The organism is Vibrio sp. V15_P4S5T153, from assembly GCF_963874485.1.
Taxonomy (GTDB): Bacteria; Pseudomonadota; Gammaproteobacteria; order Enterobacterales; family Vibrionaceae; genus Vibrio; species Vibrio anguillarum.
This window is the reverse complement of record NZ_CAWNHR010000019.1, coordinates 343,345-362,390: the sequence shown is the minus strand read 5'-3', so window position 1 is coordinate 362,390 and position 19,046 is coordinate 343,345. Positions and strand designations below refer to the sequence as shown.

Below are 19,046 nucleotides of genomic sequence, written 5' to 3'. Positions count from 1 at the left end.
TGTATTCACAGCGCTTGAGTGTAGAATAGGGCCTGTACGGTAAAGCAACGTATAGTGAGCGTAAAGAATCGTAAAGAGCTTACCGCTCACTGAATATCTTGCCTATTTCGCAGTAAACTGTACCCATAACTTCCCCAACGACGAGGCGACACATGGCGCATATTCTTCTGATTGATGATGATACTGAGCTCACCAGCTTACTAAAAGAAGTCTTGAGCTATGAAGGCTTCGATGTCTCTGAAGCGAATGATGGAGAGAGCGGGCTCGCGGCCATTCATGATCGCATTGATCTTGTCTTACTCGATGTAATGATGCCTAAGCTTAATGGGATGGAAACGCTGAAAAAGTTACGTGAAAACTGGCATACCCCGGTATTAATGCTCACCGCCAAAGGAGAGGAGATCGATCGCGTCATCGGTCTAGAACTCGGCGCGGATGACTATTTACCGAAGCCTTTCAGTGACCGAGAGCTGCTGGCACGCATTCGCGCGATTTTGCGCCGAACCCAAACCAGCAATGGCACCAAACATAATGAAGTCATTGAGTGCCAAGATATTCAAGTATACCCCAGCAAGCAGGAAGCCTATTGCCAAGGGCAATTGCTGGACCTTACCACCACGGAATTTGCCTTGCTGACTCATTTTGTGCAAAACCCAGGCGAAACCTTAACTAAAGAAGCGCTCAGCCTTGATGTTCTAGGAAAACGGTTGGCGGCCTTTGACCGCGCGATTGATATGCACGTCTCGAATTTACGCAAGAAATTACCTGAGCGTGTCGATGGTAAATCACGGATTAAAACGCTGCGTGGTCGTGGCTACCTCATGATTCTGGAGGATTAATGCGCCTACCTAAAATCAACAGCCTTTATGGCAGAATTTTTGCCATTTTTTGGTTTACGATGCTGCTGGTGCTGATCGCAGTATTAGCACTGCCGCACCTTGATCCTCGTAAAACACGTGATATACCTAGCGATGAATACCAACGTCTTACACACTTAAAACAGAAAATAGAGAGTATGTTTAAAGATGAGCATGAACTCACACGCATCCTCTTTCGTTTAGAAAGTAGCAGCAACAAGCGTGGTGAAGGGCACATGCGCGAGAAGAACGGCACTCCACAATTCTTTATCACAACGCCAGATGGCACAATCCTCACCACCAAAACTCAAGCCGACTTTAAGTTTAAAGCACTCCAAAATTTCGTGACCAGCATTGAATCCATTGATAAGCCACAACAGAAGCTCTATGGCCGTTATATGATTTCAGGTCCATTGCCAATTACCCTTGCTAAGCAAGATCTACTCATGTTTGTCGGTATTCGCTGGAATGAGCCCCCTCCGTTCTTATTGCAACTATTCGACCGTCCGTTCGGTCTACTGCTTGCCGTGATGCTCGTCAGTACACCACTACTCTTATGGCTCGCATGGGCATTGAGTCAACCCGCCAGCCGCCTCGAGCAAGCCGCCAAACGAGTCGCTCGCGGCGAATTTGTGGTCGACCCAAGCTTAGAAAAAGGCACCAGTGAATTTCGCCAAGCAGGAAAAAGCTTTAACCAAATGGTAGAAGCCGTCAATCAGATGATTTCTGGCCAGCAGCGATTGCTGTCGGATATTTCACACGAACTGCGCTCCCCTTTAACGCGACTGAGAATGGCCAATGCACTTGCCACTCGAAAACAAGGTAGCAGCTCAGAATTGGAGCGGATCGACACCGAAGCACAGCGTTTAGAGCAGATGATCGGTGAACTTCTGACGCTTTCGCGTATGCAAACCAATAGCCATCTCAGCCGAGAAACTCAACCGCTATCCAGTTTATGGGAGGAATTATTGAGTGATGCCCAATTTGAGGCGGAGCAGATGGAAAAAAGACTCACCTATAATGCGATTCCACCGCACACGATTTCCGGTACACCAAAACTGCTGATGAGCGCATTGGAAAACATTGTGCGTAACGCCATTTACTATGGCAAAGATGAAATCAATATTACCTTTTCGGTCGAAAAAGGCAGACTATCGGTTTGCGTGGAAGACAATGGTGAAGGCGTTCCCGAAAACGAGTTAGACGATATTTTCCGCCCCTTTTATCGTGTTTCCACTGCGCGTGATAGGCACAGTGGTGGTACAGGGTTAGGTTTAGCCATCACCGAAAGTGCCATTCGTCAACACAGCGGTACGATTCACGCAAGTCGCAGCCAATTAGGTGGGTTAAAAGTACAATTCACGCTCCCATTGGATAGTTAAATTCCACTTATGCCTATATCGCCAAATAACGGGTGACTTGTACTCAATAGGCTCGTCACCTTATACTTCCGGCCCACACTCTTTAAGAGCAGCTATACCATGTTTGATATCGCACTTTACGAACCTGAAATCGCCCCTAATACCGGAAATATTATTCGCTTGTGTGCCAATTGCGGCGCTAATTTGCATCTTATTGAACCGCTAGGTTTTGATCTAGAAGAGAAGAAAGTGCGCCGCGCAGGGCTTGATTACCACGATTTAGCGCGCGTAACGCGTCATGCCAACTTGGATGCCTTTATGGACTACCTCAATGCAGAGCGCGAAACGTACCGGATTTTTGCTTGTACCACTAAAACCACGGGGCACCACGTCGATGCGCAGTTTCAAAAAGGAGATGTGTTGATGTTTGGCCCAGAAACTCGTGGATTACCAGCGCAAGTCATCGAAAGCCTACCGATGACACAACGTATTCGTATTCCGATGATGGCAGAAGCTCGCAGTTTAAATCTCTCGAATGCGGTCGCTATTATTGCGTTTGAAGCGTGGCGTCAAATGGGCTTTGAAGGTGCGCAATAACAGCGCTAGTGTTCTAAAACGGTAGGAAGATAAATCACCAAATAGCAAAAAGGCCGCCTAGGCGACCTTTTTATTAATTCTAGATATTAGGCTAGATTACAGAACAGTTACTTGAGCTGCTTGTAGGCCTTTTTGACCGTTTTCTACATTGAAAGACACTTTTTGGCCTTCAATTAGAGTTTTGAAACCGTCAGAAGCGATTGCATTGAAGTGTACGAACACGTCAGCGCCGCCGTTATCTTGAGTAAGGAAGCCGAAACCTTTAGTTTCGTTAAACCATTTTACAGAACCAGTTGTTTTGTTAGACATAATGTGTCCCTTTTATTTAAATTCATAAAGTTATCGCGCTTATGCGCAATGCACTGATAGATTGAATTATTTAATGTTACTAATAAGGTAAGGGAAACACTGAGGACATCAACTTTTACGATGGGATTCTGAGAATTTACTTTTACTTTTATTTTTTGTTTCATTAATAACCCCTGAACAACAGAGCGAGGTAACTATATTCGCTAACGTTGCACTAAGCAATCTATTTCGGCATTTAATTTTTACAACTCAAAACAATAGAGTAAGAAACACCATAAAAAGTCTTTTATTTCAACCTATTATGTTCATCATCTTTACGTTCAAATTCACCTTCGAAGGTTTTTCCCGTTTCAGATGGTTCAAAGTCACGATCAAATGGGGCTTTGTTATGACGGCTATCATCAAACTGCGCCTGAAAACGGCCTGATACACCATTCACCACCACTTTATTCATCAAATAGTTGGCAAGCAAAGCCCGAGGCGCAGGCAATAACACCACCATACCAAGTGCATCGGTCAAAAAACCCGGTACTAAAAGTAGCACACCCGCCACCGCCAGCATCACGCCCTCAATAATTTGCTGCGCAGGTAGCTCACCTTGGTGCAAACGGTGTTGAACGCTAAGTAAAGTTTGTATCCCTTGACTACGAACCAATGATGCACCAACAAATGCCGTAATCAGCACCAAGGCGATAGTTGGCCACATACCTAGCAAGCTGCCTACTTGGATAAAGAGACCAATTTCAATGATTGGCACAAAAATAAAAGCCAGAAGTAAGATTGGAAACACACGCCCTCCTTTGTTTATTGCTCTCACCTTACCGTCAACCACAGGCGACTACAACACTCAACGCTCAATCAAAGAGCACGGCCTCACAGCCTAAATGACTAAATAGAGCCAGTGTCTATCTTAAAATAAACCGAATATTGGCTCTATCTGAAATCCATTCACTCGCTCATTTTGCTAACAAAACCTGAACAAGTCTCATACCACACAGACAAATCCAACCGCCGGCATCACAACTCTTTATCAACGCGATAACTGTTTTTAAAACCTAAAAATAACGCATGTGAGTGCGTATCAAATTTTCATAAAATATTGACCTAAAAGGTGATCCACTTACTATTTTTTAAATCTAGGTTGAGTATGATGTGCCACAGAAGTCAGGACGGATTTTCCAGCCTAAAATTCTGACGAATGGATTCTTAAACTGCAGAAATGGCTAATAATTTCACTAATTATCAGAATAATTCTCTAAGGATCCTGTTATGGCTACCCTATCAGAAACGACAGCTGCTACAGCTAACTCGGCCACTCGTATCGAAGAAGATCTATTAGGTCAACGTCACGTTCCTGCTGACGCGTATTACGGCATTCATACGCTGCGCGCTATCGAAAACTTTAATATTTCAAAATCAACCATTTCTGATGTGCCTGAATTTGTACGCGGTATGGTGATGACCAAAAAAGCCGCCACGCTAGCCAACAAAGAGCTCGGCGTCATTCCAAGCCAAGTGGCTAATTACATCCTCCAAGCGTGTGACTTGATCCTAGAAACAGGTAAGTGCATGGATCAATTTCCGTCAGACGTATACCAAGGCGGCGCCGGTACTTCTGTCAATATGAACACCAACGAAGTGATCGCAAACCTTGCTCTGGAATTGATGGGTAAAGAAAAAGGTCAGTACGAGTTCATCAACCCCAATGACCACGTTAATAAAAGCCAATCAACCAACTGTGCTTACCCTACTGGTTTCCGCATTGCGGTATACAACAGCATCCTGAAACTGATTGATTCTATTGCCTATCTAAAAGGTGCGTTTGAGCTAAAAAGCCAAGAGTTCTCTGGCATTTTGAAAATGGGTCGAACTCAATTGCAAGACGCCGTACCGATGACCGTCGGTCAAGAGTTCCGCGCTTGGGCGGTCACCATTAATGAAGAGATCCGCAACCTAGAGTACACCTCTAAACTGCTGCTTGAGATCAACCTTGGCGCAACAGCGATCGGTACTGGCCTGAATGCGGCGCCGGGATATCAAGCGGCGGCAGTGAAACACCTTGCTGCGGTGACTGGCTTAGCTGTGGTACCAGCGGAAGATTTAATTGAAGCAACCTCTGACTGCGGTGCTTATGTTATGGCGCACGGCGCGCTAAAACGCCTTGCTGTGAAACTCTCTAAAATCTGTAATGACTTGCGTCTTCTTTCATCGGGCCCTCGCGCGGGTCTAAACGAGTTGAACCTACCTGAACTGCAAGCTGGGTCTTCCATCATGCCTGCAAAAGTAAACCCTGTGGTGCCTGAAGTGGTCAACCAAGTGTGCTTTAAAGTACTTGGTAACGACAACACTATTTCCTTTGCCGCAGAAGGTGGCCAATTACAGCTAAACGTGATGGAACCTGTGATTGCACAAAGCATGTTTGAGTCAATTGAAATTCTTTCAAACGCCTGCATAAACCTTCGTGACAAGTGTGTTGACGGCATCACTGTCAATAAAGAAGTGTGTGAAGCTTACGTATTCAACTCTATCGGTATCGTGACTTACCTTAACCCATATATTGGCCACCATGAAGGTGACATCGTGGGTAAAATTTGTGCGGAAACGGGTAAGAGCGTACGTGAGGTGGTGCTTGAGCGAGGCTTACTCACCGCCGAAGAGCTCGATGACATCTTGTCCGTCGAAAACTTTATGCGCCCTCAGTACAAAGCGAAACGCTACGAATAATCAAAAAAGGCTCTGATTCAGAGCCTTTTTACTTTCTGCAAGTTATTAAGTGAGAAAAAATTGCGTTACATCATGGCGCAAAGCATACCGTTCAATATCGCTGAACCTGTAGAATGACCCTATTTTTCATTATCTTTAGGAGTATAAGATGTTCTTAATTGAGTTCCTTATCGTATTAGGATGTATCCTAATTGGTGCAAGGATTGGTGGTATTGGGCTTGGTGTGATGGGCGGTATTGGCCTTGCTGTACTGAGCTTTGGATTTGGCATGCAACCAACCAGCCCACCGATTGATGTGATGTTGATGATCATGGCCGTGGTTGCAGCAGCAGCCTCAATGCAAGCGGCTGGCGGTTTAGATTATTTGATCAAAATTGCCACTAACATTTTGCATAAAAACCCTCGCCACATCACTTTCATCGCCCCTTTGGTAACTTACTTTTTTACAATGATGGCTGGTACAGGCCACGTGGCCTATTCAGTACTGCCCGTTATTGCTGAAGTGAGCCGTCGCAGTGGTATTCGTCCAGAACGCCCTTTAGGTATGGCGGTGATCGCGTCACAATTTGCGATTGTAGCTAGCCCAATTGCGGCCGCCGTCGTGGCGTTAGTCGCCTTCTTAGAACCACAAGGCATCACGCTAACGGATGTATTAATGATCACCATCCCAAGTACCATTCTTGGTTTGGCTTGCGCGTGCTTATTCGTCAATAAAATCGGTGTTGAACTGAAAGACGACCCAGAATATCAACGTCGCTTGCAAGACCCAGAATTTCGCGCGGAGATGGAACAAGAAGTATCGATTGCTGATATTCAAATCACGCCACAAGCGAAAAAATCGGTCGGGCTGTTTTTATTCGGTGCCATTATCGTAGTGGTCATGGGTGCATTACCTAACTTGCGCCCACAATTTAACGGCTCAGCCATGGGGATGGCGCACACGATTGAAATCGTGATGCTGTCTATCGCGGCGCTGATCATTTTACTGTGCAAGCCTGACGGCAACGCCATCAGCCAAGGTTCCGTATTCCATGCAGGTATGCGTGCTATCGTGGCGATCTTCGGCATCGCTTGGCTAGGTGACACCTTCATTGCCGGCCATGGTGCCATGGTCAAAGAAGCGGTCTCTGGCTTAGTCGAAGTCGCGCCATGGACATTCGCGTTCGCGTTATTTGCTCTGTCGGTGATGGTCAATAGCCAAGGCGCAACAACAGCCGTGTTAGTCCCTGTTGCAATAACCTTGGGTTTACCACCAGCCATTATTATTGCGGTTTTCGTTGCCGTTAACGGTTACTTCTTCATTCCAAACTACGGCCCTATCATCGCATCTATCGACTTTGACCGGACTGGTACCACTCGTATTGGTAAGTATATTTTCAACCACAGCTTTATGCTCCCAGGCTTGTTAAGCATGGTGTTTAGTATTGGTTTTGGTTTGTTGTTCTCCAATATTTTGATGTAATCTCTACTATTGTTATAAGGGAGCTTTGGCTCCCTTTTTATTTGTTACGTATAAAATATTGATACATATCAATAAAGCAATAAATAATTACTTCTCTTCACTCATTCAGCTTAATGAATAAAATTTCAATATATTTACCCTACAGCGATTATCCGCCTATCTCCATGTCTTCGAATAAAAAGCGTAAGAATATAATTCCATTATTTACACTCAATTACCCTAAATTAAATTCCCTAAAAAAATGGTGTGTAACTCGGTACTATTGTTTTGTGAAGCAAGACAAAGTTACGCTTTAAAACTCACCTTAGAATTTATACAGATATCTGAGCAAGTGAGCATTTATGTTCACTTAATAATAATTAAAACTTTTCATTTAACGTATTTAATTGAAGTTCCAATAACTTTTTATTCTTTCACCCCTAGTAGATAATATTTTAATGGGCTGGAAGACTGAAGAACATTAGCCGCTGAACACACTCAGAATCTCGTTGTTCTCTGAGTGTAAGGAGATCGCTATGACAACCCAAACTGTATCCACGGAACCTAAAGGTGGCTTCTTTGCTAACTTTAAGTTTCCTTCCGCTTACACCATCCTTTTCATTCTAATTGCTCTTGTGGCCCTTTTAACCTGGATTGTGCCTGCCGGTCAGTATCAGCGCACCATGAATGAAGAACTGGGCAAAGAAGTGCCTATTGCGGGAACTTATCAACACGCAGAAGGTAACCCACAAGGGGTGATCGATGTGTTGATGGCACCGATTGACGGCTTTTATGACCACAACAGCTACGAAGCTGCCGCGATTGACGTGTCTCTGTTCATTTTGGTCATTGGTGGCTTTTTGGGCCTAGTGACCAAAACAGGTGCGATTGATGCGGGCATTGAACGCGTAACAGCGCGGCTTGAAGGGCGTGAAGAGTTGATGATACCCATCCTGATGGCGCTGTTTGCCGCAGGCGGTACGATTTACGGTATGGCGGAAGAATCCTTACCTTTCTACACCTTACTCGTACCTGTGATGATGGCCGCTCGTTTTGACCCACTGGTTGCCGCCGCTACCGTACTGCTTGGCGCGGGTATCGGTACGCTGGGCTCCACTATCAACCCGTTTGCCACCGTAATTGCGGCCAACGCAGCGGGCATTCCGTTTACTGATGGCATCATGTTGCGCTTAGCAATGTTAGCTGTCGGTTGGGTTATCTGTGTGCTGTACGTGATGCGCTACGCGAAAATGGTGCAAGCGGATCAAAGTAAATCGATTGTGTACGATAAGTACGAAGAGAACAAAGCTCACTTCCTTGGCAACCAAAGTGGAGAGAAACTCGAATTCACCGCCACCCGCAAAGTTATTTTGACCATTTTCGCGGCCGCTTTTGGCGTGATGATTTATGGTGTATCTGTTGCTGGATGGTGGATGGCTGAGATCTCAGCCATGTTCTTGGGCGCAACCATCATTATCGGTTTAATTGCTCGTATGAGTGAAGAGGAATTCACCACCAGCTTTATTGATGGTGCACGAGACCTATTAGGCGTAGCGCTGATCATTGGTATCGCACGCGGCATTGTGGTGATCATGGACCGCGGGATGATCACCGACACTATTTTGTTCTCAGCCGAGCAAATGGTTACTGGCCTTTCATCCGTCATTTTTATTAACGTAATGTATTTACTGGAAATTCTTCTCTCTTTCCTTGTACCTTCATCTTCTGGCCTTGCGGTATTAACCATGCCCATCATGGCTCCATTGGCTGACTTTGCAGGCGTTGGTCGCGACCTTGTCGTCACGGCTTACCAATCGGCTTCAGGGATAGTCAACCTCATCACGCCAACCTCTGCGGTAGTGATGGGCGGCTTAGCGATTGCTCGCGTACCTTATGTTCGCTGGGTGAAATGGGTCGCACCACTGTTAGGCATATTGTGCGTATTCATTATGCTATCTCTCAGCCTAGGTGCGATGCTATAGCGCCAAACTGATGAACGATATGTCGTAGGTGAAAACCGCGTCACACCCTTTAAAAGCCGCATGATTGCGGCTTTTTTATTGGCAGGCCGACTTAGGCTCATTGGCCGCGCAGCTACCCAGTTCTAAACATGATACGGTTAGCCAAATCAGGAAATGATGGCTTTCAACGTCGTTAGATAACCATTAGTTTTGATGGCTATTTTTTATAGCAATCGGCTGGGATAAATAACCACTTTTGGTGACTAAATAAAACGCGGCCTATATTCCTTTATCACCAAATTCAGATCGCCTGCTATGTCATCTCTTATTTTCCGTCCTCTATTACGCCCATTCAGACAAAACATCTACATTAGAAAGCCTGCGTGAGATCAAGTTTTATTAAGAAAGTTATGTTAACACAGCCCATTTCTTCGACTCACATTCAACTATATACCCTTTTCAAGTGCATATTCTTAACCCATTCGATGAATTATCGATGGGTTTTTGGTGCATAAAACTCCCAACCAAAATACCGATCCTATATGGAGTAGTGCTGCGTGAGACTTAAATTGAATGAACATCCATAAAAAAAGCAGTAATAAATATAACACTCACAATATAAACACTGCATAAACATTGTTAAAAAACTATTATTTTCGCCGAATTTCAATATAAATCATTCTGTGATGGACCTCTAAGAACATATACAGACCAAGGGTAATATTAATTGCAGAACAAAGAAGTGAATGAATAAATTCATACTGAATTCCCTACAGAAATAATTATGTATTTATCCAGAACAAGTTGAATTTAATGTCAAAAATATAACGGCATAAATGCATATAAATTAAGAGAGATACTATTATGAGTAAGTTATATGTTGGTTCTGAAATTGGTCAATTACGTCGAGTTCTTGTTCACCGCCCAAGACGCTCACTCACTCACTTAACACCATCCAACTGTCACGACCTTTTGTTTGATGATGTATTGGCCGTAGAGCGTGCGGGGAAAGAGCATGATGCATTCACACAAACGCTACGTGACCAAGGTGTTGAAGTTTTACTGCTGACCGATCTATTAGCCGACACGCTAGCGGTTCCCGTCGCAAAAGAGTGGCTGCTTACTCAACAAGTATCGGATTACCGCCTTGGCAAAACATTTGCGAATGACGTGCGCTGCTACCTCAGCGATCTGCCAAACCTTGAATTGGCAAAAATCCTGACAGGTGGTTTGTCTTACGCTGAAATGCCAATGAAATCCTCTTCAATGATGCAAGGCTTGCATGCACCAACCGATTTCATCATTGAACCACTGCCAAACCATCTCTTTACTCGCGATACGTCTTGCTGGGTATACGGTGGCGTGTCAATCAACCCGATGGCAAAACCTGCACGTCAACGTGAAACCAACCATGTGCGTGCGATTTACCGCTGGCATCCAAGCTTTGCGGGCCAAGACTTCATTAAATACTTCGGTGATGACGAGAGCATTAATTACGATAATTCAACCATTGAAGGTGGCGACGTTCTTGTGATTGGCAAAGGTGCAGTACTGATTGGTATGTCTGAGCGCACCACAGCGCAAGGTGTTGAACACTTAGCTGCGGGCCTATTTAAACATGGCCAAGCGAAGCAAATCATTGCGATGGAACTACCAAAACACCGCTCTTGCATGCACTTAGATACCGTCATGACACACATGCGTGAAGACACCTTCTCTGTTTACCCAGAAGTAGTACGCAAAGATGTGAAATGCTGGAGCCTCACAGGCGATGAGTCTGGTGCCGTGAACGTGAAAGAAGAAGGTTACTTCGTTACCGCCATCGAAAAAGCACTTGGCGTTGACAAGCTCAACCTAATCACAACGGGCGGTGACAACTTCAACGCAGAACGTGAACAGTGGAACGATGCAAACAATGTCCTAACCGTCAAACCTGGCGTAGTGATTGGCTATGAAGGCAACACCTATACCAATGAAAAATACGACAAAGCAGGCATCACTGTTCTGTCTATTCCTGGTGACGAATTGGGCCGTGGCCGTGGCGGCGCACGCTGCATGAGCTGCCCAATTGAGCGTGACGGTATCTAGCCCTTAGGTTAATCAAATGGGTTGAGGCAAATTTCCTCTGCACGCCTCAACCCACCTTAGAAGAGATAGAATTATGAGCAAACAAACTGTTGTTGTTGCATTAGGTGGAAACGCGCTACTTCGTCGTGGTCAGCCATTAGAAGCAGATGTTCAACGTCGCAACATTGAAATTGCAGTCAAAACCATTTCCGAAATAGCAAAACACTATAACGTGGTGCTGGTGCATGGCAATGGCCCTCAAGTTGGCCTGCTGGCACTACAAGGTCTCGAATACAAAAAAGTAGCGCCGTACCCACTCGACGTATTGGGCAGTGAAACTCAAGGGATGATTGGCTACATGTTGATGCAAGAGTTCAAAAACATGCTGCCTGAACGCAACATTTCGTGCATGTTGACCCAAATGATGGTCGACCCGAAAGACCCTGCCTTTGCCAACCCAACAAAACCGATTGGCCCAGTTTATCAAGAAGCAGAAGCGCGTGAATTGGCTGAGAAATACCACTGGACAGTCAAGCCCGACGGCCAATACTTCCGCCGTGTGGTTCCGAGCCCTCAACCGATAGGCATCGTCGAACATGATGCGATTTCCCAGCTTATCAGTGCCGGTCATTTAGTGATTTGCACTGGTGGTGGCGGTATTCCAGTCAAACGTGAAAACGGCAAATTAGTCGGTGTAGAAGCAGTGATCGATAAAGACATGTCTGCTGCCTTTCTTGCCAAACAATTGAACGCCGACGCGCTGCTCATTTTGACCGATGCTGACGCCGTTTACCTTGATTGGGGTAAACCAACCCAACATGCGCTGCGCAGCACAACGCCAAGCGAGCTTGCCAACTATCAATTTGATGCTGGTTCTATGGGGCCAAAAATTGAAGCCTCGTGCGAATTCATTCAACAAGGCGGGAAAGTCGTTGGGATCGGCGCGTTAGAAGATGGCCTACGCATCTTAGAAGGCACAGCAGGCACCAACATTACGCGTGACTAACACATTGTTTTTAAAATCTATTTTATAAACCGAATCTGTTTTTAACTTTAAACAACTGTTTTTAACTTTAAACAAATAGTAACGCTTTCTTCCACCCTCTCATCAGAAGCAAGCGTTGCAAATGAGGAAAAGATCATGGCTTTTAACTTACGCAATCGTAACTTTCTAAAACTTCTTGATTTCACTCCACGCGAAATCCAGCACCTATTGGATCTATCACTTGAGCTGAAAAAAGCCAAATACAACGGTTATGAGCAGCCTCGTCTCAAAGGCAAAAACATTGCACTTATCTTTGAAAAAACCTCAACTCGCACTCGCTGTGCATTCGAAGTAGCGGCGTTTGACCAAGGTGCTCAAGTCTCCTACTTAGGCCCATCAGGTTCACAAATTGGCCACAAAGAGTCGATGAAAGATACCGCGCGCGTCTTAGGCCGCATGTATGACGGCATCGAATATCGCGGCTTTGGTCAAGAGATCGTTGAAGAGCTTGGTGCCTACGCTGGCGTACCAGTATGGAACGGCTTAACTGACGAATTCCACCCAACACAAATTCTGGCTGATTTCCTTACCATGATCGAACATGGCCGTGGCAAACGCCTCCATGAAATGAAATTTGCCTACCTCGGTGATGCACGCAACAACATGGGTAACTCCTTGATGGTGGGCGCTGCGAAAATGGGCATGGACATTCGCCTTGTTGCACCAAAAGCGTTCTGGCCAACCGAAGAATTAGTCGCGGAATGTCGCACTATTGCAAAGCAAACAGGCGCGAAAATTACGCTTACAGATGATGTTCAAGAAGGCGTTCAAGGCTGTGATTTCCTTTACACCGATGTTTGGGTATCGATGGGCGAAGCGAAAGAAGCATGGGCAGAGCGCATTGAATTGATGCTGCCTTACCAAGTGAACATGGCGATGTTAAAAGCTACTGGTAACCCACATGTGAAATTCATGCACTGCTTGCCTGCATTCCACGGCGAAGATACCACCGTTGGCAAAGAGCTTGCGAAAAACTACCCAGTGCTTGCCAAAGGCGTTGAAGTGACCGATGAAGTGATTGAATCTGAGCATTCCATCGTGTTCGATGAAGCTGAAAACCGCATGCACACCATCAAAGCCGTGATGGTGGCCACCTTAGGTAACTAACTTAGGGTAACTAACTTAGGTAACGAATAGTAGATAATGAATGTAGGCGATGAATCGTCTACTTCATCTCTTTGATGTTGAATCGATGCGAGCTTGAATAAAGCTCGCATTTTTTTCAGTCAATAACACTCACAAATCGCGCTTATGCTTTAGCTGTAAACGCGTAGTAAATAACATCGAAATCAAGCTAATTTCGCATAAAAATCCATTTTCTGGATATTTTCCAAAGAGTATTGCCAGCGTGTTTTTTGTCCGTATAATCCTTCGCAATTTGTCTAAACGGAGCAGAAAATGAACCGCAGCACTCCCCATCAACGCCATCCATTACACCCGGCGCCGGTCGAGTTAGCTGTTTTGTTTTTCTGTTCTGAACGTTATTGAAGCCTCCTATTTTAGGGGGCTTTTTTTTAAGCAAAATTTCGCAAAGGCTAGTAGCCAAAGCGAACCATACAGAGGGAAGACACGTTATGGCGCATTCGTTATTTAACAAGCACATCATTTCCATTCCAGAACTGAGCCGCGCGGAACTGGAGCTGATTGTTGAAACTGCAACAAGGCTTAAAGCGGAACCAAACCCTGAACTTCTCAAAAATAAAGTAGTAGCAAGCTGCTTCTTTGAACCTTCTACACGTACCCGTTTGTCGTTTGAAACGGCAGTGCAGCGCCTAGGCGGCACAGTGATTGGTTTTGATAATGGCGGCAATACGTCACTTGCCAAGAAAGGGGAAACCTTAGCTGACTCGGTGCAAGTTATTTCCTCTTATGTCGATGCATTTGTTATGCGCCACCCACAAGAAGGCGCTGCACGTTTAGCCTCTGAGTTTTCCAACGGCGTCCCCGTAGTCAACGGTGGTGATGGAGCTAACCAACATCCAACTCAAACCTTGCTCGATCTGTTTTCCATTTATGAAACGCAAGGCAGGCTCGATAACCTTAACGTCGCGTTCGTCGGCGACTTAAAATATGGCCGCACCGTCCATTCGCTCACCCAAGCCTTATCGAAATTCAACAATGTACGTTTCTTTTTTATCGCCCCAGAAGTGCTGGCGATGCCAGATTACATTTGCGAAGAGCTCTCAGAGGCTGGCATTGCGTTTAGTTTGCACGCCAGCATTGAAGAGGTCGTGCCTGAACTGGATGTGCTGTACATGACGCGCGTACAAAAAGAGCGCTTTGATGCATCCGAATACGCACATATGAAATCGGCTTACATCTTAACCGCAGAAACATTAAAAGAAGCGCGCCACAATTTAAAAGTGCTGCACCCACTGCCTCGGGTCGATGAAATCACCACCGATGTCGATAAAACACCTTACGCCTACTATTTCCAACAAGCCGAAAACGGCGTTTATGCGCGTGAAGCTTTATTAGCCCTTGTTCTTAACCCAACCTTATAAGTAGGAGATAAAATCATGGTAAAAGAGACCCAATTACAAGTTGAAGCGATTCGTAACGGTAGCGTGATTGACCATATCCCTGCCAACCTTGGGATCAAAATTCTCTCTTTGTTTAAGTTAAATGAAACCAATCAACGTGTGACGATTGGCCTAAACCTACCCTCTTCTGCGTTAGGTAATAAAGATCTGATTAAAATAGAAAACCTTTATCTCACCAAAGAGCAAGCGAACCAATTAGCACTGTATGCCCCGAAAGCCACCGTCAATCAAATTGAAGAGTATAAAGTGGTCAACAAACTGACCCTCACTTTGCCAGAGAGAATTGACAGCGTATTTCGTTGCCCAAACAGCAACTGCATCTCTCATGGCGAGCCTGTCGAGAGCCGCTTTAAAGTGCAACTCAAACAAGAGAATGTGCATCTCAAATGCCACTATTGTGAGAAAGTATTCTCGCGCGAAATCATGACTGAACGTTGCTAAAACAGCACTAAGCGCGCATCCATCGCGTTTACAGCCCTGTCAGCCTCCAGCGTCCTAACTCGGCGCTGGACCAACTTACGAATCTTGCATATTTCCGTGCATATTATTCCATCAAATCAACATAAAACGCCAAAAATCAATCGGTAATCTAGTTTATTATTTGGTGATCCCCCGCAAAAAGCGACACATTGATTAATGTTAAGCTACAAGCATCAATAATAATCCCCCACCACTTATAGAGGGGAAAGAGCAATGCTCAACCGTTGCGCCATTGGCGTTAAACATAACGTGAACTCACACTCTATGGCTTTGGGAGTGTGCTGGCATGGTAAGGATCACCGATACCCCAGACGCAGTAGCGTGTATAAAAGGAACCGCCCGTGAACAGAAAAATCCCCCACGGCGCAATGCAAACCGATGACAAAACGTTAGCTTCCGCTTGTAAAAAAATCCTACAACAACAAAGTTTTGCTAACCAAAATGAGCTACGACTCAGGCTAATAGAGCTCGGCTATGAGGGCATTAGCCAATCCACTGTGTCACGCTTGCTTTCCCAACTTGGTGTGGTGAAAGTGCAAAATGCGTGCGGCAAAAAAGTGTACTGCATTACGGTCGAAACCGCGCCAGTGCGTGTTGAGTCATCTATCGCCTCACAAATTGAGTTTATCACTCACAATCAATCCACTGTGGTGGTGAAAACTCATCCTGGAAGTGCTCAATTGGTCGCGCGATTGGTTGATATTGATCCCCACACTGAGATTTTAGGAACAGTCGGTGGTAATGACACTGTGCTTATTATTCCCAAAGACATCAATAATATTGAAGCGTGTGAAGCGGTGGTGAAAACTCGCCTAGGTGTCGCTTAACCCCCATCGCCCAGCCAAGTGAGCTCCACAACCTCACTTGGCTTTTCTCGCTTCACTGCCTCATCAGCGACGATTTTTCCATCACTGTGAAACTTATTGCGCCGAAAAGCGGTCTGATTGGGTTAAGATGACACTCACCTAATGAAGACTCGATTTTTGTATGCGCCTACTCTTTTCCTTTGTACTGCTAGCTCTGCTGACACTTTCCCAACCTGCGTTGGCGGTCTTCGGCAATGACAATCCATTCAATAGTGGTAACAACCTCGGTTTGGCCTCAGCCGACAATCAATTTGTCCCAGTTGACCAAGCGTTTCCTTTTCATGCCGAGCAGCAAGGTAAGCAGATTTTCTTAGATTGGCAGGTCAAGCAGGGCTATTACCTCTACCAAAATCGGATCAGTATCAGCGCCGAAAATGCACAGCTTGGTGAAATCGAGATGCTCGATGGTCAGCCATATCACGATGAATTTTTTGGTGATGTGAAGATTTATACTGAGCCACTGTTTGTCGACGTACCGCTCCTCAGTGCAGCAGCGAACGCCAAATTAATTATCCAGTACCAAGGGTGTGCAAAAGCGGGCTTTTGCTATCCACCAGAAACGCGAATTATCGACCTTCAAGCTGTGGCAAGCGATACTCGCTCTGACAACAACACGGCGGCCAATGTAGCGAAAAGCAAAACAGATTCGCCAAAAGCGCCCGTGGCTGAACAAGACGGGCTAGCAAGCCGCCTCGCCGATTCTTGGTGGACACCGCTGCTCTTTTTAGCACTTGGCGTTGGCCTCGCCTTTACCCCTTGTGTACTCCCTATGTACCCGATCCTCACCAGTATCGTGCTTGGCCGTGGCCAACTTTCACCACGGCGCGCGTTGATTTTATCGTTTATTTACGTGCAAGGTATGGCGCTCACTTATACCGTGCTTGGCCTAGTCGTCGCTTCGGCTGGGTTACAATTTCAAGCCGCGATGCAGCACCCTTATGTACTGATTGGCCTCAGTACCCTATTTGTGCTACTCGCCCTGTCGATGTTTGGCGTTTATACCTTACAACTGCCAAGCAAAGTGCAGACGTGGCTAAGCAGCCTGAGTAATAAGCAGCAAGGCGGGAACAGTCTTGGCGTGTTTGCCATGGGCGCGATTTCCGGTTTGGTTTGCTCACCGTGCACCACCGCGCCTCTCTCTGGCGCGCTGCTGTATGTCGCGCAAAGTGGCGACCTATTCACGGGGGCGATTGCACTGTATGCCTTAGCAATGGGCATGGGGATTCCGCTGATTTTGGTCGCCGTGTTTGGTAACAAACTACTCCCTAAAGCCGGTGGCTGGATGGAGAGAGTCAAAACACTATTTGGCTTTATTTTACTGGCTGCGCCGATCTTCTTACTTGAACGCTTATTGCCACCAGTGTGGTCAACGGCGCTCTGGTCCGCGCTTGGGATCGTCGCGTTTGGTTGGCTTTATCATTGTAAAAACAGCTTGCCGTTTGGTGGCTGGAAACAGAGCATGGTTGGCATTATTGCGGTATTGGGTCTGTTTGCTTCAGCGCAACCCGCACTGGATGTGTGGTTTAAGCCAGAACAAACCAACCTAGCAAGCCGTAGCCATGTCGAGTTCATTCGGGTGAATAATATTGCCGAGCTCAACTTGCAGTTGAGCCAAGCCAAATTAGCAGGTAAACCCGTCATGCTCGATTTCTACGCCGACTGGTGCGTGGCATGTAAAGAGTTTGAAAAGTACACTTTCCATCAGCAAGAGGTCGCGCAGAAACTGCAAAACTTTGTGCTATTGCAAGCGGACGTCACCAAAAATCAGCCACAAGATATTGAGCTACTCAAGGCGATGAACGTGCTAGGGTTACCGACGATTGATTTTTGGAATGCGCAAGGTGAACGCGTTTCAAACGCACGTATCAGCGGTTTTATGCCAGCCGATCGCTTTTTAGCGCACCTCACCGCCCACCAGCTTTAAGGTTTACCGATTATTGCCGACTGTTTGAGCAAGCCATTGCAACCGTCGGCAATAATAGCGCGTGAACGCCATCACTTCTTCTCGAACCGCTTGGCATGCACCACTCTCAGATCAGGCTCAGTCACTACTAAGTATCAGACAAAAAGTGGATACAGTTCAGACTTTTAGCGTATAAAGATTGTTCAGCGAGAGATCGCGGTCAATAATCGATTTAACGACATTGCTAAAAGTGTAAAACGTCATGGATTCGACCTACACCATCATCATTGCTGACGACCACCCTCTGTTTCGCAATGCGCTATTTCAATCAGTGCATATGGCGATAAGCGGTGCCAATTTATTGGAAGCGGATTCGCTAGATGCCCTGTTAGCCTTATTAACCAAACAGAGCGATGTGGATTTGCTGCTGTTGGATCTCAAAATGCCAGGCGCAAATGGGATGTCAGGGCTCATTCACTTGCGAGCCGAATACCCTGATTTACCGATTGTGGTGATTTCAGCCAGTGAAGAACCTTCGGTGGTAGCGCAAGTAAAAAGCCACGGTGCCTTTGGTTTTATTCCTAAATCGAGTGACATGCGCGCGCTGATCTCGGCGCTCAATCAAGTCCTAGCCGGTGACCCATTTTTCCCTGAAGGGCTAATTGCCAATCACGCCGCATGCAATGATTTAACCAAGAAAATTGCCGCCTTAACCCCACAACAATACAAAGTATTAGGCATGCTCTCTGATGGACTACTCAACAAACAAATCGCCTATGAGCTTAATGTTTCTGAGGCAACCATCAAAGCGCACATGACGGCTATTTTCCGTAAACTTGGGGTTAAAAACCGTACCCAAGCAGTAATTTTACTCAATGAGTTGGGCGAGTAG

At 45.9% G+C, this 19,046-nt stretch carries 16 protein-coding genes; 14 read left to right on the top strand and 2 right to left on the bottom strand.

What is annotated here, in order from left to right; all coding sequences use genetic code 11:
* Nucleotides 1-152: 152 nt before the first annotated feature.
* The 3 genes from AACT42_RS20215 (at nt 153) to trmL (ending at nt 2,815) form a co-directional block, all read left to right on the top strand.
* Nucleotides 153-839, top strand: coding sequence for a response regulator (locus tag AACT42_RS20215; protein WP_013855837.1), 687 nt, complete (start codon nt 153-155; stop codon nt 837-839).
* The gene (cpxA, locus tag AACT42_RS20210; protein ID WP_013855836.1) at nt 839-2,239 is read left to right on the top strand and encodes an envelope stress sensor histidine kinase CpxA; all 1,401 of its coding nucleotides are present in this window, start codon (nt 839-841) and stop codon (nt 2,237-2,239) included. The genes AACT42_RS20215 and cpxA overlap by 1 nt, the downstream gene beginning before the upstream one ends.
* 99 nt (nt 2,240-2,338) lie before the next feature.
* Entirely contained in the window at nt 2,339-2,815 is a 477-nt protein-coding gene (trmL, locus tag AACT42_RS20205; RefSeq protein WP_013855835.1) for a tRNA (uridine(34)/cytosine(34)/5-carboxymethylaminomethyluridine(34)-2'-O)-methyltransferase TrmL, read from the top strand.
* Nucleotides 2,816-2,911: 96 nt separating this feature from the next.
* Here trmL and cspE read toward each other — a convergent pair whose 3' ends face one another.
* Together cspE and AACT42_RS20195 are read right to left on the bottom strand one after the other, a co-directional pair.
* Nucleotides 2,912-3,124: a transcription antiterminator/RNA stability regulator CspE gene (gene cspE, locus AACT42_RS20200; RefSeq protein WP_013855834.1), complete on the bottom strand. Its 213-nt coding sequence runs from the start codon at nt 3,122-3,124 to the stop codon at nt 2,912-2,914.
* Nucleotides 3,125-3,410: 286 nt separating this feature from the next.
* A complete protein-coding gene (locus tag AACT42_RS20195) occupies nt 3,411-3,914 on the bottom strand; it encodes an FxsA family protein (RefSeq protein ID WP_038149154.1) in 504 nt (167 codons plus the stop codon).
* Nucleotides 3,915-4,393: 479 nt separating this feature from the next.
* On the opposite strand from AACT42_RS20195, the gene aspA reads away from it, so the two are divergent.
* From aspA to AACT42_RS20140, 11 genes are all read left to right on the top strand, one after another.
* Nucleotides 4,394-5,848 (top strand): aspartate ammonia-lyase, encoded by a 1,455-nt coding sequence (gene aspA, locus AACT42_RS20190; RefSeq protein WP_017042195.1) that lies wholly within the window; start codon nt 4,394-4,396, stop codon nt 5,846-5,848.
* A gap of 148 nt (nt 5,849-5,996) precedes the next feature.
* Entirely contained in the window at nt 5,997-7,310 is a 1,314-nt protein-coding gene (locus AACT42_RS20185; RefSeq protein ID WP_094133947.1) for an anaerobic C4-dicarboxylate transporter family protein, read from the top strand.
* A 515-nt stretch (nt 7,311-7,825) separates the two neighbouring features.
* Complete coding sequence (locus AACT42_RS20180) at nt 7,826-9,271, top strand: YfcC family protein (protein ID WP_026027156.1); 1,446 nt, start codon at nt 7,826-7,828, stop codon at nt 9,269-9,271.
* A gap of 843 nt (nt 9,272-10,114) precedes the next feature.
* Entirely contained in the window at nt 10,115-11,338 is a 1,224-nt protein-coding gene (gene arcA, locus AACT42_RS20175; RefSeq protein WP_017046788.1) for an arginine deiminase, read from the top strand.
* 73 nt (nt 11,339-11,411) lie between these two features.
* Nucleotides 11,412-12,323 (top strand): carbamate kinase, encoded by a 912-nt coding sequence (gene arcC / locus AACT42_RS20170; protein WP_013855827.1) that lies wholly within the window; start codon nt 11,412-11,414, stop codon nt 12,321-12,323.
* A gap of 135 nt (nt 12,324-12,458) precedes the next feature.
* Nucleotides 12,459-13,469 carry an ornithine carbamoyltransferase gene (locus AACT42_RS20165; protein ID WP_013855826.1) on the top strand — a complete coding sequence of 337 codons (1,011 nt, stop codon included), beginning with the start codon at nt 12,459-12,461 and terminating at the stop codon, nt 13,467-13,469.
* Nucleotides 13,470-13,936: 467 nt separating this feature from the next.
* Nucleotides 13,937-14,866 carry an aspartate carbamoyltransferase gene (gene pyrB, locus AACT42_RS20160; RefSeq protein ID WP_017042200.1) on the top strand — a complete coding sequence of 310 codons (930 nt, stop codon included), beginning with the start codon at nt 13,937-13,939 and terminating at the stop codon, nt 14,864-14,866.
* Between the two features lie 15 nt (nt 14,867-14,881).
* Nucleotides 14,882-15,346, top strand: a complete 465-nt coding sequence (gene pyrI, locus AACT42_RS20155) for an aspartate carbamoyltransferase regulatory subunit (RefSeq protein ID WP_017042201.1) — start codon at nt 14,882-14,884, stop codon at nt 15,344-15,346.
* Between the two features lie 407 nt (nt 15,347-15,753).
* Entirely contained in the window at nt 15,754-16,212 is a 459-nt protein-coding gene (locus AACT42_RS20150; RefSeq protein WP_088718009.1) for an arginine repressor, read from the top strand.
* A gap of 160 nt (nt 16,213-16,372) precedes the next feature.
* Nucleotides 16,373-18,175 carry a protein-disulfide reductase DsbD gene (locus AACT42_RS20145; protein WP_094133272.1) on the top strand — a complete coding sequence of 601 codons (1,803 nt, stop codon included), beginning with the start codon at nt 16,373-16,375 and terminating at the stop codon, nt 18,173-18,175.
* A gap of 241 nt (nt 18,176-18,416) precedes the next feature.
* Entirely contained in the window at nt 18,417-19,046 is a 630-nt protein-coding gene (locus AACT42_RS20140) for a response regulator transcription factor (RefSeq protein ID WP_013855820.1), read from the top strand.

Coding starts and splice junctions, on each gene's coding strand:
- AACT42_RS20180 (WP_026027156.1), top strand. CDS start 7,826: ATGACAACCCAAACTGTATCCACGGAACCTAAAGGTGGCTTCTTTGCT.
- aspA (WP_017042195.1), top strand. CDS start 4,394: ATGGCTACCCTATCAGAAACGACAGCTGCTACAGCTAACTCGGCCACT.
- cpxA (WP_013855836.1), top strand. CDS start 839: ATGCGCCTACCTAAAATCAACAGCCTTTATGGCAGAATTTTTGCCATT.
- pyrB (WP_017042200.1), top strand. CDS start 13,937: ATGGCGCATTCGTTATTTAACAAGCACATCATTTCCATTCCAGAACTG.
- pyrI (WP_017042201.1), top strand. CDS start 14,882: ATGGTAAAAGAGACCCAATTACAAGTTGAAGCGATTCGTAACGGTAGC.
- AACT42_RS20140 (WP_013855820.1), top strand. CDS start 18,417: ATGGATTCGACCTACACCATCATCATTGCTGACGACCACCCTCTGTTT.
- cspE (WP_013855834.1), bottom strand. CDS start 3,124: ATGTCTAACAAAACAACTGGTTCTGTAAAATGGTTTAACGAAACTAAA.
- AACT42_RS20150 (WP_088718009.1), top strand. CDS start 15,754: ATGCAAACCGATGACAAAACGTTAGCTTCCGCTTGTAAAAAAATCCTA.
- AACT42_RS20165 (WP_013855826.1), top strand. CDS start 12,459: ATGGCTTTTAACTTACGCAATCGTAACTTTCTAAAACTTCTTGATTTC.
- AACT42_RS20185 (WP_094133947.1), top strand. CDS start 5,997: ATGTTCTTAATTGAGTTCCTTATCGTATTAGGATGTATCCTAATTGGT.
- AACT42_RS20145 (WP_094133272.1), top strand. CDS start 16,373: ATGCGCCTACTCTTTTCCTTTGTACTGCTAGCTCTGCTGACACTTTCC.
- arcA (WP_017046788.1), top strand. CDS start 10,115: ATGAGTAAGTTATATGTTGGTTCTGAAATTGGTCAATTACGTCGAGTT.
- arcC (WP_013855827.1), top strand. CDS start 11,412: ATGAGCAAACAAACTGTTGTTGTTGCATTAGGTGGAAACGCGCTACTT.
- AACT42_RS20215 (WP_013855837.1), top strand. CDS start 153: ATGGCGCATATTCTTCTGATTGATGATGATACTGAGCTCACCAGCTTA.
- trmL (WP_013855835.1), top strand. CDS start 2,339: ATGTTTGATATCGCACTTTACGAACCTGAAATCGCCCCTAATACCGGA.